The sequence below is a fragment of the Nitrosomonas sp. Is79A3 genome, from assembly GCF_000219585.1.
In the GTDB taxonomy this organism is placed as follows: Bacteria; Pseudomonadota; Gammaproteobacteria; order Burkholderiales; family Nitrosomonadaceae; genus Nitrosomonas.
Map to the genome: position 1 here is coordinate 738,546 of NC_015731.1, position 14,031 is coordinate 752,576.

General features: G+C 46.0%; 15 protein-coding genes. 6 read left to right on the forward strand and 9 right to left on the reverse strand.

Annotation, left to right across the window (positions count from 1 at the left end; genetic code table 11):
* Positions 1–38 precede the first annotated feature (38 nt).
* The 4 genes from rfbA (at position 39) to NIT79A3_RS03365 (ending at position 3,751) form a co-directional block, all read left to right on the forward strand.
* Positions 39–971, forward strand: coding sequence for a glucose-1-phosphate thymidylyltransferase RfbA (gene rfbA, locus NIT79A3_RS03350; RefSeq protein ID WP_013964854.1), 933 nt, complete (start codon positions 39–41; stop codon positions 969–971).
* Between the two features lie 13 nt (positions 972–984).
* Positions 985–1,533 (forward strand): dTDP-4-dehydrorhamnose 3,5-epimerase, encoded by a 549-nt coding sequence (gene rfbC, locus NIT79A3_RS03355; RefSeq protein ID WP_013964855.1) that lies wholly within the window; start codon positions 985–987, stop codon positions 1,531–1,533.
* A gap of 10 nt (positions 1,534–1,543) precedes the next feature.
* The gene (gene radA / locus NIT79A3_RS03360; RefSeq protein ID WP_013964856.1) at positions 1,544–2,893 is read left to right on the forward strand and encodes a DNA repair protein RadA; all 1,350 of its coding nucleotides are present in this window, start codon (positions 1,544–1,546) and stop codon (positions 2,891–2,893) included.
* 72 nt (positions 2,894–2,965) lie between these two features.
* On the forward strand, positions 2,966–3,751 hold the full coding sequence (locus NIT79A3_RS03365; protein WP_013964857.1) for a hypothetical protein: 786 nt from the start codon (positions 2,966–2,968) through the stop codon (positions 3,749–3,751).
* Positions 3,752–3,782: 31 nt separating this feature from the next.
* Here the strand turns inward: NIT79A3_RS03365 and NIT79A3_RS03370 are convergent, their stop codons facing one another.
* From NIT79A3_RS03370 to tyrS, 3 genes are all read right to left on the reverse strand, one after another.
* Positions 3,783–4,325: a hypothetical protein gene (locus tag NIT79A3_RS03370; RefSeq protein ID WP_013964858.1), complete on the reverse strand. Its 543-nt coding sequence runs from the start codon at positions 4,323–4,325 to the stop codon at positions 3,783–3,785.
* A gap of 98 nt (positions 4,326–4,423) precedes the next feature.
* A complete protein-coding gene (locus tag NIT79A3_RS03375; protein ID WP_013964859.1) occupies positions 4,424–5,806 on the reverse strand; it encodes a DEAD/DEAH box helicase in 1,383 nt (460 codons plus the stop codon).
* Positions 5,807–6,144: 338 nt separating this feature from the next.
* Positions 6,145–7,347 carry a tyrosine--tRNA ligase gene (gene tyrS / locus NIT79A3_RS03380; protein ID WP_013964860.1) on the reverse strand — a complete coding sequence of 401 codons (1,203 nt, stop codon included), beginning with the start codon at positions 7,345–7,347 and terminating at the stop codon, positions 6,145–6,147.
* Between the two features lie 153 nt (positions 7,348–7,500).
* On the opposite strand from tyrS, the gene NIT79A3_RS03385 reads away from it, so the two are divergent.
* Together NIT79A3_RS03385 and NIT79A3_RS03390 are read left to right on the forward strand one after the other, a co-directional pair.
* Positions 7,501–8,835, forward strand: coding sequence for a peptidoglycan DD-metalloendopeptidase family protein (locus NIT79A3_RS03385; RefSeq protein WP_013964861.1), 1,335 nt, complete (start codon positions 7,501–7,503; stop codon positions 8,833–8,835).
* A 95-nt stretch (positions 8,836–8,930) separates the two neighbouring features.
* Entirely contained in the window at positions 8,931–10,037 is a 1,107-nt protein-coding gene (locus NIT79A3_RS03390) for an anhydro-N-acetylmuramic acid kinase (protein WP_041360109.1), read from the forward strand.
* A 27-nt stretch (positions 10,038–10,064) separates the two neighbouring features.
* On the opposite strand, the gene erpA is transcribed toward NIT79A3_RS03390, so the two are convergent.
* The 6 genes from erpA to rplM all read right to left on the reverse strand — a co-directional run bounded on the left by erpA (position 10,065) and on the right by rplM (position 13,791).
* Complete coding sequence (erpA, locus tag NIT79A3_RS03395) at positions 10,065–10,409, reverse strand: iron-sulfur cluster insertion protein ErpA (RefSeq protein ID WP_013964863.1); 345 nt, start codon at positions 10,407–10,409, stop codon at positions 10,065–10,067.
* A gap of 81 nt (positions 10,410–10,490) precedes the next feature.
* Positions 10,491–10,952: a polymer-forming cytoskeletal protein gene (locus NIT79A3_RS03400; protein ID WP_013964864.1), complete on the reverse strand. Its 462-nt coding sequence runs from the start codon at positions 10,950–10,952 to the stop codon at positions 10,491–10,493.
* Positions 10,953–10,964: 12 nt separating this feature from the next.
* Complete coding sequence (locus tag NIT79A3_RS03405; protein WP_013964865.1) at positions 10,965–11,699, reverse strand: DUF6776 family protein; 735 nt, start codon at positions 11,697–11,699, stop codon at positions 10,965–10,967.
* 125 nt (positions 11,700–11,824) lie between these two features.
* Entirely contained in the window at positions 11,825–12,853 is a 1,029-nt protein-coding gene (gene argC / locus NIT79A3_RS03410) for an N-acetyl-gamma-glutamyl-phosphate reductase (RefSeq protein WP_013964866.1), read from the reverse strand.
* Between the two features lie 107 nt (positions 12,854–12,960).
* Positions 12,961–13,353 carry a 30S ribosomal protein S9 gene (gene rpsI / locus NIT79A3_RS03415; protein WP_013964867.1) on the reverse strand — a complete coding sequence of 131 codons (393 nt, stop codon included), beginning with the start codon at positions 13,351–13,353 and terminating at the stop codon, positions 12,961–12,963.
* A 3-nt stretch (positions 13,354–13,356) separates the two neighbouring features.
* Entirely contained in the window at positions 13,357–13,791 is a 435-nt protein-coding gene (gene rplM, locus NIT79A3_RS03420) for a 50S ribosomal protein L13 (protein ID WP_013964868.1), read from the reverse strand.
* Positions 13,792–14,031: the final 240 nt, after the last annotated feature.

Genomic DNA, 14,031 nt, shown 5'->3' on the forward strand with positions numbered 1-14,031 from the left:
GATTCGTTCATAAGCGTGTGAACATCGGGATTTTATTTATGCCAACAGCAAATACTTCATATACGACAAGAGATTTATTAAAAGCCACACTCCCGCGGCGAAAAGGTATTGTACTTGCGGGCGGTTCCGGTACGCGGCTTTATCCGGTTACTCAGACGGTTTCCAAACAGTTGTTGCCGGTGTTTGATAAGCCGATGATTTATTACCCGCTCAGTACCTTAATGCTGGCGGGAATCCGGGATATTCTGGTCATTTCGACACCGCGTGATGTTGGAAATTACGCAGAGCTTTTGCGGGATGGTCATCAGTGGGGATTGAATATATCGTATGCCGAACAACCCTCGCCAGACGGCCTTGCGCAAGCATTTATCATTGGCGAATCGTTTATTGGTAACGATTGTTCAGCACTTGTATTGGGCGATAACATTTTTCATGGACACGATTTTCATCATTTACTCACAAGTGCGATGGAACGTACGCAAGGAGCGAGTGTTTTTGCCTATCATGTACATGATCCGGAGCGGTATGGCGTGGTTGAATTTGATGCGAAGGGGAGTGTGATTAATCTGGAAGAAAAGCCCGAACATCCGAAATCCCATTATGCCGTCACCGGTTTGTATTTTTATGATCAGCAGGTAGTGGATTACGCCAAAAGCTTGAAACCATCGGCACGCAATGAACTGGAAATTACCGACTTGAATCGTATTTATCTGGAGCGATCTGCATTGCGAGTTGAAATCATGGGGCGTGGCTATGCGTGGTTGGATACCGGTACACACGAATCATTGCTGGATGCGAGTCAATTTGTCGCCACCATTGAACATCGGCAAGGATTGAAAATTGCCTGCCCGGAAGAGATAGCCTTCAGGCAAGGATGGATTGATGCAGCGCAACTGGAGAAACTGGCGATCCCGTTGGCCAAAAATGGCTATGGGCAGTATTTGCTGCAAGTACTAAAACGTGAATTTTGATCGAGACCGATAGATGAAATCAACCCAGTTGGCTATTCCAGAAGTTCTGTTATTTGAACCGCGTGTTTTTGGCGATGAACGCGGGTTCTTTTTCGAAAGTTTTAATCAGCGTGAATTTGAGTCAGCAGTAGGGGAAAAAATAAACTTTGTACAAAGTAATCACTCACGTTCCATTCAACATGTTTTGCGCGGCTTGCATTACCAGATCAAACAAGCCCAAGGAAAGCTGGTGCGTGTGGTGGTGGGAGAAGTATTCGACGTGGCAGTGGATATCCGCCGTTCATCCCCAACTTTTGGACAATGGGTGGGAGAAATACTCAGCGCAGAGAACAAAAAACAATTATGGGTTCCGGCAGGCTTTGCCCATGGGTTTATAGTCCTCTCTGATTATGCGGAGTTTTTATATAACACGACTGATTACTGGGCGCCTGAATACGAGCGCTGCATTGTGTGGAATGATGCAACTTTGGCGATAGATTGGCCGCTTGCTGGCAAGCAGCCAATTCTGTCTGAAAAGGATGCGCGTGGAATCTCATTCAATGCTGCCGAAGTTTATGATTAGCTGTTGAGCGATGGCCAAGCAGAAAACGATCTACTCGTGTACTGAGTGTGGCGGGCAAACCTTAAAATGGCAAGGGCAGTGTCCGCATTGCCAGTCATGGAATACCTTAATAGAAACCATTGCAGAGAAATCTGTATCGCGGTTCAGTCCAGTATCAGAAGTCGGTCAGGTGCAAAATTTAAGTACTATCGAAGCGCGTGAAGAACCGCGCTATCCGACAGGTGTGGATGAGCTTGACCGGGTTCTTGGCGGTGGTCTGGTGCAAGGCGGTGTGGTGCTATTAGGCGGGGATCCTGGTATTGGTAAGTCGACATTATTACTGCAAGCACTCTCCCATTTGTCGAGTCATCGCTCTGTATTGTATGTAAGCGGTGAAGAATCCGCGCACCAAGTGGCATTACGCGCCAAGCGTTTAGCGCTGAATGTGGAAACAGTTAATTTATTTGCGGAAATTCAACTGGAGAAAATCCAGTCTGTTCTGATTGAACGGAAACCGGCTGTAGCCGTGATTGATTCTATTCAGACGATCTATTCGGAGGTATTACAGTCCGCGCCGGGATCTGTTGCGCAAGTGCGCGAGTGTGCAGCACAATTAACACGCTTGGCGAAGGCAAGCGGAATTTGCATTATTCTGGTTGGTCATGTGACCAAGGAAGGTGCGCTGGCTGGTCCGCGTGTGCTGGAACATATGGTCGATACGGTGCTGTATTTTGAAGGCGATATGCATTCCAGTTTTCGCATGATCCGCGCTTTCAAGAATCGTTTTGGCGCGGTCAATGAATTGGGTGTGTTTTCTATGAGCGAAAAGGGATTGCGTGAGGTCAAGAATCCTTCGGCACTGTTTCTTTCGCATCATGACACGCAAGTGCCGGGATCGTGCATCATGGTCACACAAGAAGGCACGCGCCCGCTGTTGGTTGAAATACAGGCATTGGTCGATGAAGCGCGCTCGCCCAATCCGCGCCGGTTATGCGTCGGTTTGGAACAAAACCGCTTAGCCATGCTGCTCGCGGTATTGCACCGCCACGCGGGGATCCCCTGTTTCGATCAAGACGTGTTCGTCAATGCCGTCGGCGGCGTGAAAATTACCGAACCGGGTGCTGATCTTGCGATTTTACTGGCGGTAGTCTCGTCGCTGAAGAATAAACCGCTGGCGGAAAAAATGATCGTCATCGGTGAGGTGGGCCTGGCTGGCGAAATACGCCCGGTGCAACGCGGACAGGAAAGACTGAAAGAAGCGGCGAAACTGGGTTTTAAACAAGCCATCATTCCGCTAGCCAATAAGCCCAAACAAGCCATTCCAGGCATGGACATCATTGCCGTTGCGCGGATCAGGGATGCAGTTGCACATATGCATTAGAAAAACATTGAAGCAGTTGATTACATTCATGGTTCGACAAGATCACCACGAACGTAATCAAGGACTGATTTAATGGAAATGCACCGGCAGCTCTGGATACTCGCGGGGATAACGGTTTTGGTCGTTGCTGCCGCAATGATCCTGCCACCCGTTCCGCAGCCAGCCAATTACCACCAGTTCGCCGATCAGCGCAGTTTTTCCGGTATTCCCAATTTCAATGATGTCATTTCCAACCTGGCTTTTTTTCTCAGCGGCAGTGCTGGGCTGGTGTTTCTGTTGCGGGTTTATCGGGCACCTTCGCAAACCACATTTCATGACCTCAAAGAATGCTTACCGTACGGGGTGTTATTTTTCAGTGTGACCGCAGCCGCACTCGGATCGATGTATTATCACTGGACGCCGGATGTTGATCATTTGATGTGGGATCGGTTGCCCATTGTCATCGGTATTGCCGCTTTGCTGTCCGCAACGCTGGTTGACCGCATAAGCCCGGCTGCCGGTTTGTGGGCATTACCCCTGCTTGTCGTTTCAGCCGTATTTAGCGTGTTGTATTGGTATTGGACTGAACTGCAAGGCACGGGCAACTTGAACTTTTATATTGTGATGCAGTTTTATTCGATTCTGCTGATTGTCTGGATCAGCCTGCGTTTTCCATCGCGTTACACGCGCGGCAGCTATGTTTATCAAGTGATTGCTTTGTATGCGATTGCGAAACTGGCTGAAGTGCTGGATGGGCAAATATTTGTTTGGACGGATGGCTGGATCAGCGGCCATACGCTAAAGCACCTGATTGCGGCATATGCGGCTTATCGGATTGTGCAGATATTGCGGAAACGGACGTTGGTAGGGTGCCAATAAGCGAAGCGCATTGCACCGGAATTTCTATGTTTTACCGCATCAGAATCTTAGCAGTAATGATGGCTGGATCGTTCTCATAACCGCGCTTCGCGAGAGCTTCAACTTTTTCTTTGATATCTTCAGGTGACCAAAAAAACCAATTTCTGTCTGACATGAATTCTCGGATTGGGTCACTCCGATTTTGGTAAACCTTGCCAGCAGCGAGGCCAAGAGTGATCTTTGTATTAGCATCTGCCATAACCCCGCAAGCAACGAGATCTGAAAGCAATCTGGAGAGCGCGATTGAACGATAATTCTCGGACGTAAATAACTTGTATCTTCCCTTTGGTACTTCGTGTTTTTCCTGAAGTTGTTCGAAATTAACGCCGAACGAATCAAGAAAAGATTTTGCCTCGAGGGCAAGCACTTCATTAGCGGAAAATTTGAATGCAAGAAGATCAATCTCTGGTCTGGGAATCGAATGTTTACCAATTAGATGTTTCTCCTCTTTCGTCACATTGATCTTGAACGATCTGCGCACCCAATAACCCTCAGCTTCAAGCAAAGTAGAGATGATATTTTCGAAATGATCCATTAGTAGTTTGTTAACAAGATCAGTGCGAAATATATTGGTGTGATGTTGATGAACCGCTTTGCTCCGAGTCACCCGGAACAAAGCGGTTTTACTGCGTGTTACTTAGGACGGGCCGATTGGTAACCGGCTTTGGGGTTGCTATTGGTGCGGAAAGAATTGCCACGGTTTTCCTGATCGAATGGGCGACCACGGCGATTGTTTCCGTTATCATTATTACTATTGCCTTTGAATTCGTGCGGCGCACTAAAGTTTTGACGGCCATTTTGTGCTAACGGTGTGCGTTTACGTTTCTGGGCCACGCTCGGCGCGCCATTGAAACCACTGCTCTGGGGGCGTTGTTTGATACGGGGTTCCAGGCCGGGAATAATATGCGATGCAATGCGTTGCCCGGTATAGCGTTCGATTTTTGTCAGATGCGCGCTATCCCTGTTGGATGCAAAGGAGACTGCAACACCTGCAGCACCTGCACGGCCAGTACGGCCAATGCGGTGCACGTAGTCTTCCGCAAATTTAGGCAAGTCAAAATTGATCACATGCGTAATATCAGCGATATCAATACCCCTGGCGGCTACATCCGTTGCCACCAGAACACGTAATCCGCCACTGCGAAGTTTGGTGAGTGTGCGGGTGCGTTCGCGTTGATTCATGTCGCCATGTAACGCAGCTGCTGCATAACCTTGCGCATAGAGGTTATCGGCCAATGTATCCGCGTCACGTTTGGTTGCTGTGAAAACAATGGCTTGTTTGAGAGCTTCGTCACGTAATACGTGATTTAATAAACGATTCTTATGCGACATATCGTCTACATAATGTAATCGTTGCTCAATATTATCGAGCCTTGCTTTCTGAGAAGCCACTTGAATTCGTTTGGGAGATTTTAAAAGTTTCGCTGCAACCTTATCAATCGCGCCATCCAAAGTAGCAGAAAACAATAGGGTTTGCCGCGTGGCTGGTGTAGCGGCTGCAATCGTTTCAACATCATCGATAAAACCCATGTCCAACATGCGATCTGCTTCATCCAATACGAGCATTTCTAATCGTTTGAAATCAATCCGGCCACGTTGTATATGGTCAATCAGACGTCCCGGTGTGGCGACTAAAATATCGACAGGTTGTGATAACAGTTTGTTCTGCAATGGATAAGGCATGCCACCCAGTATGCTGACGACTTTTGTACGTGGGAGGTATTTGCCGTATTTCAGGGCTGCTTCGGAGACTTGCAGTGCAAGTTCACGCGTCGGGGTCAGTACTAAAACGCGTGGGCCACGACCAGGTGTTTTTGCCGGTGTAGCCAGGAGATGCAGTGCTGGTAACATGAAGGCGGCTGTTTTGCCGGTTCCTGTTTGTGCAGATGCCATGATATCGTGACCTGACAGTAATTCAGGTATGGCTTGTTTCTGAATCGGCGTAGGGGTTGTGTACCCTGCGTCTTGAATTGCTTTAATAATAGATGGATTTAAGTTCAGATCTTCAAAAGACACGTCGTTTTCCTAAAAAGTGAGAATTGGACGCACGAGCCAGGAGAACGCCATAGAATGGAGCATAGCCTTGCTAGCGCATTAAATAAAGCATCGCCGCTAACCAAGATTGCTGCACATTTTCCGGAGAAACTTGAAAAATTGAAGAGAGGCCAGGAACGATGAAACCAGATAAACTTGATCAGGAAGTTTCAAAAATAGCCCCAATCAACCTTAGCCGAGCAGTATACTTGATTATATAATTACTTGCAATTTATTTGCGCTATTTCACAAATGGCATGCCGGATTTTTGATTCCAAACAGAATAATTGAGACACAACGCGTCAAGCTGGATGAGGGAATTACTGGATAACGACTTTGGCAAACTTTCTTTTGCCCACTTGTATGACGACGGATTCTCCGCGCATGATTTTGGTTGATTTGTCTTCTATTTTTTCGCCATTTAATTTGACGGCACCCTGATCGATCATACGGAGCGCTTCACTGGTACTGGCAGTTAATCCCGCCAGTTTTAATATTTGTACCAAAGGTATCTCATTATCTTGTGCCTGAATTATTTTTTCCGGTATTTCATCAGGTAATGCGCCATGTTTAAAGCGTGCCTCAAAATCGGCGAGTGCTTCCGCCGCATCCTGTTGGCTATGAAAACGCACGACAATTTCCTGTGCGAGCTTTACCTTAATATCCCGCGGATTGCGTCCTTCCTGTACTTCTTCGCGCCATTTCTGAATGGTTTGCAAAGATTCAAAAGATAACAGTTCGAAGTAACGCCACATGAGCTGATCCGATACGGACATCAGCTTGCCGAAAATCTCTTTCGAGCTTTCGGTGATACCCACGTAATTATTTAAAGACTTGGACATTTTATTGACACCATCCAGTCCTTCCAGCAACGGCATTGTGAGTATGCATTGCTGCGATTGTCCAAAGTGCTTTTGCAGTTCTCGCCCCATGAGCAAGTTAAATTTCTGATCGGTTCCGCCCAATTCAAGATCAGCCCTCAGTGCAACGGAATCATAGCCCTGGATTAAGGGATAAAGAAATTCATGAATGGCGATTGCCTGATTGTTGCTGTAGCGTTTGTCAAAATCATCCCGTTCCAGCATACGTGCGACCGTATGTGTGGCAGCTAATTTGATGAGATCGGCGGCATTCAGTTTGTCCATCCAGGATGAGTTAAACACCACTTCCGTATGCTCAGGTTTTAATATTTTAAAAACCTGGGCGGTATAGGATTTGGCGTTTTCCGCAACTTGCTCGCGGGTCAGCGGCGGACGAGTAGTGTTTTTCCCGCTTGGATCACCAATCATGCCCGTGAAATCACCAATCAGAAACAGAATGTGGTGTCCCATATCCTGTAGCTGGCGCAGTTTGTTGAGTAAGACAGTATGACCCAGATGCAAATCCGGGGCGGTTGGATCAAAACCAGCCTTGATGCGTAAGGGTTTCCCAGAAATAAGCTTACTTTCCAGCTCTGTTTCAACTAATAGTTCGTGGCTTCCGCGTTTTATAATTTCAAGCTGGGATTTTATTGATTTATTCACGATAGATGTAAGTCAAGGATTTTTATTAATATTTTAATATGTGGAAATATTTTACTAGGACATTCCTAGTTGTACTCTAGTACAAATTGACTATTTTCATGTTAGACTCGCGCCTGTCTGTAAATGATACAAATGACTGGAGGTACTTCATAGATGCTATATTCACTACTTAGCAGTAAACAAAGGATTCTAGCTCAAAACTCATCAAAACTAACAAAAAAAACAATTCGCTGGCTGGTGGCATTATCCAGCATACCATTATTCGGTATCGTCACTGCGTTTGGAATTGCACCCAATACGCGCTCATTTGAAGAAATTCAAGTAGAAGAAGTAGTCCTTGATCTATCCATTCCAGATGTTCTCTCCGAGACTCAAACCAATCACACTTTCTGGCGCCAGGAAAACATCCGGCGTGGCGATACCATCGCAGCGATTTTAAATCGGCTGGATGTCAGTAATCAGGATTCGACTGAGTTTTTACAGGCAGCACGGGGAAGCCGTGCGATGCGCCAACTGAAGCCAGGTAAAACCATCTATGCGCAGACTACGGCCGATGGCGAGTTATTGACACTGCGCTACTTCTTTGGCAACGAAGAACTGTTTTTGATGGAAAAGACAGATGATGTATTCAAAATGACTGAGCAATCGATTGAGCTCGATACTCAGATTCATATGAAATCCGGTGTCATCAACAGTTCTCTGTTTGCTGCGACCGATAACGCGGGTATACCCAACAATATCGCCATGCAGCTGACTGAAATATTTGCATCGGAAATCGATTTTTATCGGGACTTGCGTCAGGGTGACCGCTTTACGGTCGTGTATGAAACATTCTCGAATGATAATGGTAAACGCGCTAAAACAGGCCGTGTATTAGCAGTTGAGTTTATCAATAAGGGAAAATCCCATCAGGCAATCTATTTCAAAGCATCTAACGGTGCAGATGGCTATTACACGCCGGAAGGAGAAAGTTTACGCAAGGCATTTTTGCTTTCGCCGCTGGCTTTCTCGCGTGTCAGCTCAGGTTTCACGAATGCACGTTTTCATCCAATCCTTAAAGAATGGCGTGCGCATCGAGGCATTGATTATGCCGCACAGACCGGAACTCCTGTAAGAGCAACGGCAAGTGGGATCATTTCATTCTCCGGCTCACAAAAAGGGTACGGCAATTTGGTTGTTCTCAAACATAATGGCAAGTATGAATCAGCGTACGGCCATTTGTCTCGCTTTGCAAGCGGGATGGGCAAAGGCAAGCGGGTTAATCAGGGGGATGTGATTGGCTATGTTGGCTCGACCGGTATGGCAACGGGCCCGCATTTACATTATGAATTACGTGTTGACGGTGTGCAACGCGATCCGACAAAGGTTGTTCTTCCGACTGCCCCGCCGATTGCGAAGCGTGATTTGAATACTTTCCAGAAGGAGACTCACTCGCTGGTCGCGCGTTTAAATATCATGCGTAATATTCAACTCGCATCGCTAGAATAATAAGGAATAAAACGTGTAATTGGCGGTTTTTTAACAGAACCGCCAATTTACATTGATGAAAATCAGTATTGAAACCCTTTCCAAAGCACTGAAGGATAGTTGAAATCGGCTCGCTATTTATAGGCATCATGTCAGGCACAAGCCTGGATGGTGTCGATACCGTTCTGGTTGATTTTGGTAGCTCCACGCCGGTTTTACTGCAAACTTTTTTTTGCGCTTATGATGATCAATTGCGTGAGCAATTGCTGTTATTGCATCAACCCGGTTATGATGAACTCAATCGCGCCGCAATTCTTAGTAACCAATTGTCCTGTCTTTATGCACAAGCTACTGCGGGCTTGTTGGAAAATGCCGGTATCGCACCCCAACAGATTGTCGCAATCGGATGTCACGGGCAGACGGTTAGACACTGCCCAGAAGTAGAAAAAAATTATACGATTCAGCTTGTCAATGGCGCTTTACTGGCTGAGTTAACTCAGATAACAGTAGTCGCTGATTTCAGAAGCCGCGACATCGCTGCAGGCGGTCAGGGCGCTCCTTTGGTTCCAGCTTTTCACGATGCGGTTTTCAAGCATCCCGATTGCCATCGCGTTATTGTCAATATCGGCGGTATCGCTAATATAACCAGTCTTGATCCCTCTCACTCAATCATCGGCTTCGATTGCGGTCCAGGAAATCTTCTAATGGATGCCTGGTGTTTGCGTCATACCGGAAAAACATATGACAACAATGGACAATGGGCAGCCACAGGCCGGATTATTCCTGTCTTGCTGGAAGCGCTATTGGCGGACTATTTTTTCTTGCGCCAGCCCCCAAAAAGTACTGGAAGGGATTTGTTTAATGTTCAGTGGCTGGAAAAAAAATTAATGGGGAATGAAACGCCGGAAGATGTGCAAGCCACATTGCTGCAATTAACAGCGATAACAATTGCCAGATCGATACAGGAATACTGCCAGACTGCTGAAGAAGTCTATGTCTGTGGTGGCGGCGCACATAATACTTTACTGCTGGATCGCTTGATCGATGTCATTCCAGGAAAGGCGGTGGCGCTGACCGATCAATTGGGTGTGGCAGTAGATTGGGTGGAGGCCTTTGCATTTGCCTGGCTGGCACAGCAAACGATGCTGCGTAAAACTGGAAGCTTGGCTGCCGTTACCGGCGCGAAAGGAGACAGGATTCTGGGAGCGATTTATCCAGCCTGAATTTATTCCCCTATTGATGCAGATGACTTATACGGAAAACGATGACCCGCAACCGCAAGTGCTGGTGGCGCCGGGATTTTTGATGATAAATTGGGCGCCTTGCAGGTTCTCTTGATAGTCGATTTCAGCACCGATCAAATACTGGAAACTCATTGGGTCAACTAGCAGTTTGACGCCGTTTTTTTCCATAATGGTGTCATCTTCATTAATCAATTCATCAAAAGTAAAACCATATTGGAAGCCAGAGCAGCCGCCACCACTGATAAAAACTCTGAGATTAAGATTATTATTCCCTTCTTCTTCAATGAGTTGTTTGACTTTAGAAGCGGCGCTATCAGTAAATAAGAGAGGCGTATTAGTTTCAGTGCTCATAGTAGTTCCTACAGTCATAGTTTCATAGTTGTTTGTTATCTTTAGGTTTCTAAAATACCCAATGGTTCATCGCGCATTTCATTATACCGCATCGTTTTCTGTGGGAATATGCTGCTTTTCTACTGCGGATGGCATTAATGCTATCATTGTCTCAGGTTGTTGCGCACTCTCAGCATCCGGTTTGCTCTGGTGGATCATTTTTCCTTCCACCGAGGCGCCCAGTTGAATCTCTAAAGAACCGTACTGAACGTCGCCATATACCTTCGCTTTTTCTTGTAATTCCAGATACTCTTGTGCCTGAATAGGGCCGGTTACTGTGCCATTGATTACGACATTGGCGACTTTTATTTTACCTGTTATGCTACCTTCAGTGCTGAGTACCAGTGTGCTATGTTCATCATCGGCTGCTATGACATTACCGGAAATGTGTCCATCAATTCGCAGACCGCCTGTGAAATTAATATCTCCTGTGATATGCGTGTTTGCACCGATCAAGGTATCAATATGGGGGTGAAGCGATTTTTTCTTTTTCCTGCCGAACATATTTCTTCTCCTTCACAATGCCGGTTGCACAGTTTCGGTTAATATGGCCTTGTTGTCATTATTTTTATAAATTTGCACTTGCAAGTTTTCTACGATGGTATCAGGGGGTACATTGAAAGTTTCTTCCAGTCTGTGAAAAGACTTGAATTTGACAGGAAAGTCTTGCGTGGCATTTTTGTTGGTAAGCGGTATGATTTTACTTTGATCATTTTGCAACAGCTTAACCTGGAATCTTAGGTTTCCCTTGAAATCATTAGGCCTTTCTCCGCCCTGGATGAGTGTCAGCGCATAGCGGTATTTACCAGGAGTCTGTGTTTCTTTCAAACTAAAATGATATATCGAAAGGCCATTTTTTGTATTGCTGGCTATTAGATGCTGAAAGAACGCCTGTTTTTCCTTTAAATGATCATTCTCGTTAGCAAGCGATTTTACTTGTTCAGCAAGATTCTCATTGGCGGTATTGCTGATTTGTAATTGTTGTATCAAATCACCGATCTGATTGCATAATTTTTGCTTTTTTGTTTGTCTGCAATTTCCTGGATCATAAGAATGCGCTAACTTTTCTTGGTCAATGTCATTTTGTGTATTTACTGATTGCCTGCCAGCTTCGTACATGCCCCATGACAGCAGAGTTAATAATGAGCCGCAAATAATAATTGCTGTTAGGAGAAATTGCCAAGACAGATGCGGGCGCACGACAACGCGAGGAGAAAGAATCTTGGGTTTTTTCTGGAAAAACTTGTACACCTGTGGCGCTCTATAAAAGGATATTCAAATTATCTGCACATGATCATAACAATGTTGCCGGTATTGATGAAGATCCTCTTTCTGTAATCGTAATCAGATTCTGATGCATCAGAAATAATAGCACATTAAGGTAAAAGTGGAACTTGGTTAATGCCAAGTGTTTCAGGTAGACCGAACATTATATTCATATTTTGTATTGCTTGCCCTGCCGCGCCTTTTACCAGATTATCAGTTACTGATAGTATCACGACCGTGTCGCTGTTTTGTGGTTGATGCACGGCAATACGGCAAATATTCGAACCGCGTACCGAGCGGGTTTCCGGGTGCTTGCCTGCGGGTAACACGTCGACAAAAGCTTCATTCTGGTAGCGTTTCTCGTAGAGTGCCTGCAAGTCAATCTGTTTGGTCAGTTTGCCATAGAGCGTTGCATGAATGCCTCGAATCATCGGTACCAGATGCGGGACAAATGTTAGGCCGACCGGCCGCTTGGCTACATTGGCAAGGCCCTGTCTGATTTCTGGGAGATGCCGGTGTCCTGGAACACCATAGGCCTTGAAATTATCGGATGCTTCAGCATGCAGCGTATGTACTTCGGCTTTTCGGCCTGCACCGGATACGCCCGATTTGACATCGGCAATGAGGTAATCCAAATCAATGATTCCCGCTTCAATCAGCGGTAAAAAGCCAAGTTGTACCGCTGTTGGATAGCAGCCAGGATTGGCAATCAAACGCGCATTCTTGACTTGTTCGCGGTTAATTTCCGGTAAACCGTATACCGCCTCAGCGACCAGGCCGGGGCAGGCATGTTGCATGCCGTACCACTTTTCCCATTCGGTCACATTCTTGATGCGAAAATCAGCGGCCAAGTCGATGATCTTAACGCCAGCTTTAAGGAGGGATTCGGCTTGCTGCATTGCGATACCATTCGGAGTGGCAAAGAATACCAGATCACACTTGTTGAGTTTGGCATCAGCAGGGTCGCTGAATTTGAGATCGATATGTCCTCGCAGATTAGTAAATAATTCGGCGACACTCATGCCCGCTTCGCTACGTGAGGTAATTGCCTTGATTTTGACTTTTGGGTGTTGTGCCAGTAAGCGCAGTAATTCCACACCTGTGTACCCTGTTCCACCAACAATGCCTACATTGACCATCGTGACTCCTGCTGTTTTTTCAGAAGGCGTATGCCTATTTGCTAAATATCAAATAAAAAAGCCGCCTGATAAGAGGCGGCTTTTTAGATCCAAACAATAATAAAGAATTATCGTTTAGAGAATTGTTTGCGTCGCCGCGCCTTACGCAAGCCAACTTTTTTTCTCTCAACTTCCCGTGCATCACGGGTAACCAAACCAGCTTTGCTTAATACAGGTTTCAGTGTCGCATCATAATCAATCAATGCACGGGTAATACCGTGCCGGACTGCGCCTGCCTGGCCTGATTCACCACCGCCATGGATGTTTACCATGATATCAAATGTGGTGGAATTATTTGTTAATTCCAGCGGCTGTCTTACAATCATGCGACCGGTCTTGCGTGAAAAAAAGTCATCAATGGGTTTGTTATTGATGGTGATTTCACCTTTTCCGGGTTTGATAAAAACACGTGCGACAGCACTTTTACGCCGGCCGGTTCCATAATTATATTGAGTGGTCATAAATTAGGCCCTAACTTCTAGTGGTTTGGGTTGTTGAGCGGCATGGGGGTGTGCATCACCCGCATATACCTTAAGTTTTTTTAACATCGCATATCCCAGCGGTCCTTTGGGCAACATACCTTTAACCGCTTTTTCAAGAGGGCGGCCTGGAAAACGCGCATGCATTTTCCTAAAGTTAGTTTCATATATTCCACCTGGGTAGCCGGTATGGCGATAATAGATTTTATCGTCCATTTTATTGCCGGTAACGCGCAACTTATCGACATTGACAACGACAATATAATCACCGGTATCAACATGCGGTGTGAAGATGGGTTTATGTTTGCCACGTAAACGATGGGCAATTAACGAAGCAAGCCGACCAAGTACTTTATCGGTCGCGTCAATGACAAACCAGTCATGACTTACTTCGCGTGGTTTGGCTGAAAATGTTTTCACGAAAACCTGTCCTGCTTATTCAAAAAGAGCCGGGAATTCTATGTCAGACACGGGTAAAAGTCAAATTTAGAACGAGTTATTTTATGCTTGGCTAAAGATGAGCCCTAAACTGAAGCATGCAGCGGCGAGTAGTCTATCAAGGGTGGTGGCTTTTACGTTAATCGTCGCTATAATCTGCCGGGAGACGCTCTGCTGACATTCGAACAATCAGTTCGAGCGAACTTCTGATAATTAGACACC

What these genes read in the sequence shown, in the direction of transcription:
- rfbA (WP_013964854.1), top strand. Translation starts at nt 39, where the DNA reads ATGCCAACAGCAAATACTTCATATACGACAAGAGATTTATTAAAAGCC.
- rfbC (WP_013964855.1), top strand. Translation starts at nt 985, where the DNA reads ATGAAATCAACCCAGTTGGCTATTCCAGAAGTTCTGTTATTTGAACCG.
- radA (WP_013964856.1), top strand. Translation starts at nt 1,544, where the DNA reads ATGGCCAAGCAGAAAACGATCTACTCGTGTACTGAGTGTGGCGGGCAA.
- NIT79A3_RS03365 (WP_013964857.1), top strand. Translation starts at nt 2,966, where the DNA reads ATGGAAATGCACCGGCAGCTCTGGATACTCGCGGGGATAACGGTTTTG.
- NIT79A3_RS03370 (WP_013964858.1), bottom strand. Translation starts at nt 4,325, where the DNA reads ATGGATCATTTCGAAAATATCATCTCTACTTTGCTTGAAGCTGAGGGT.
- NIT79A3_RS03385 (WP_013964861.1), top strand. Translation starts at nt 7,501, where the DNA reads ATGCTATATTCACTACTTAGCAGTAAACAAAGGATTCTAGCTCAAAAC.
- erpA (WP_013964863.1), bottom strand. Translation starts at nt 10,409, where the DNA reads ATGAGCACTGAAACTAATACGCCTCTCTTATTTACTGATAGCGCCGCT.
- NIT79A3_RS03400 (WP_013964864.1), bottom strand. Translation starts at nt 10,952, where the DNA reads ATGTTCGGCAGGAAAAAGAAAAAATCGCTTCACCCCCATATTGATACC.
- argC (WP_013964866.1), bottom strand. Translation starts at nt 12,853, where the DNA reads ATGGTCAATGTAGGCATTGTTGGTGGAACAGGGTACACAGGTGTGGAA.
- rpsI (WP_013964867.1), bottom strand. Translation starts at nt 13,353, where the DNA reads ATGACCACTCAATATAATTATGGAACCGGCCGGCGTAAAAGTGCTGTC.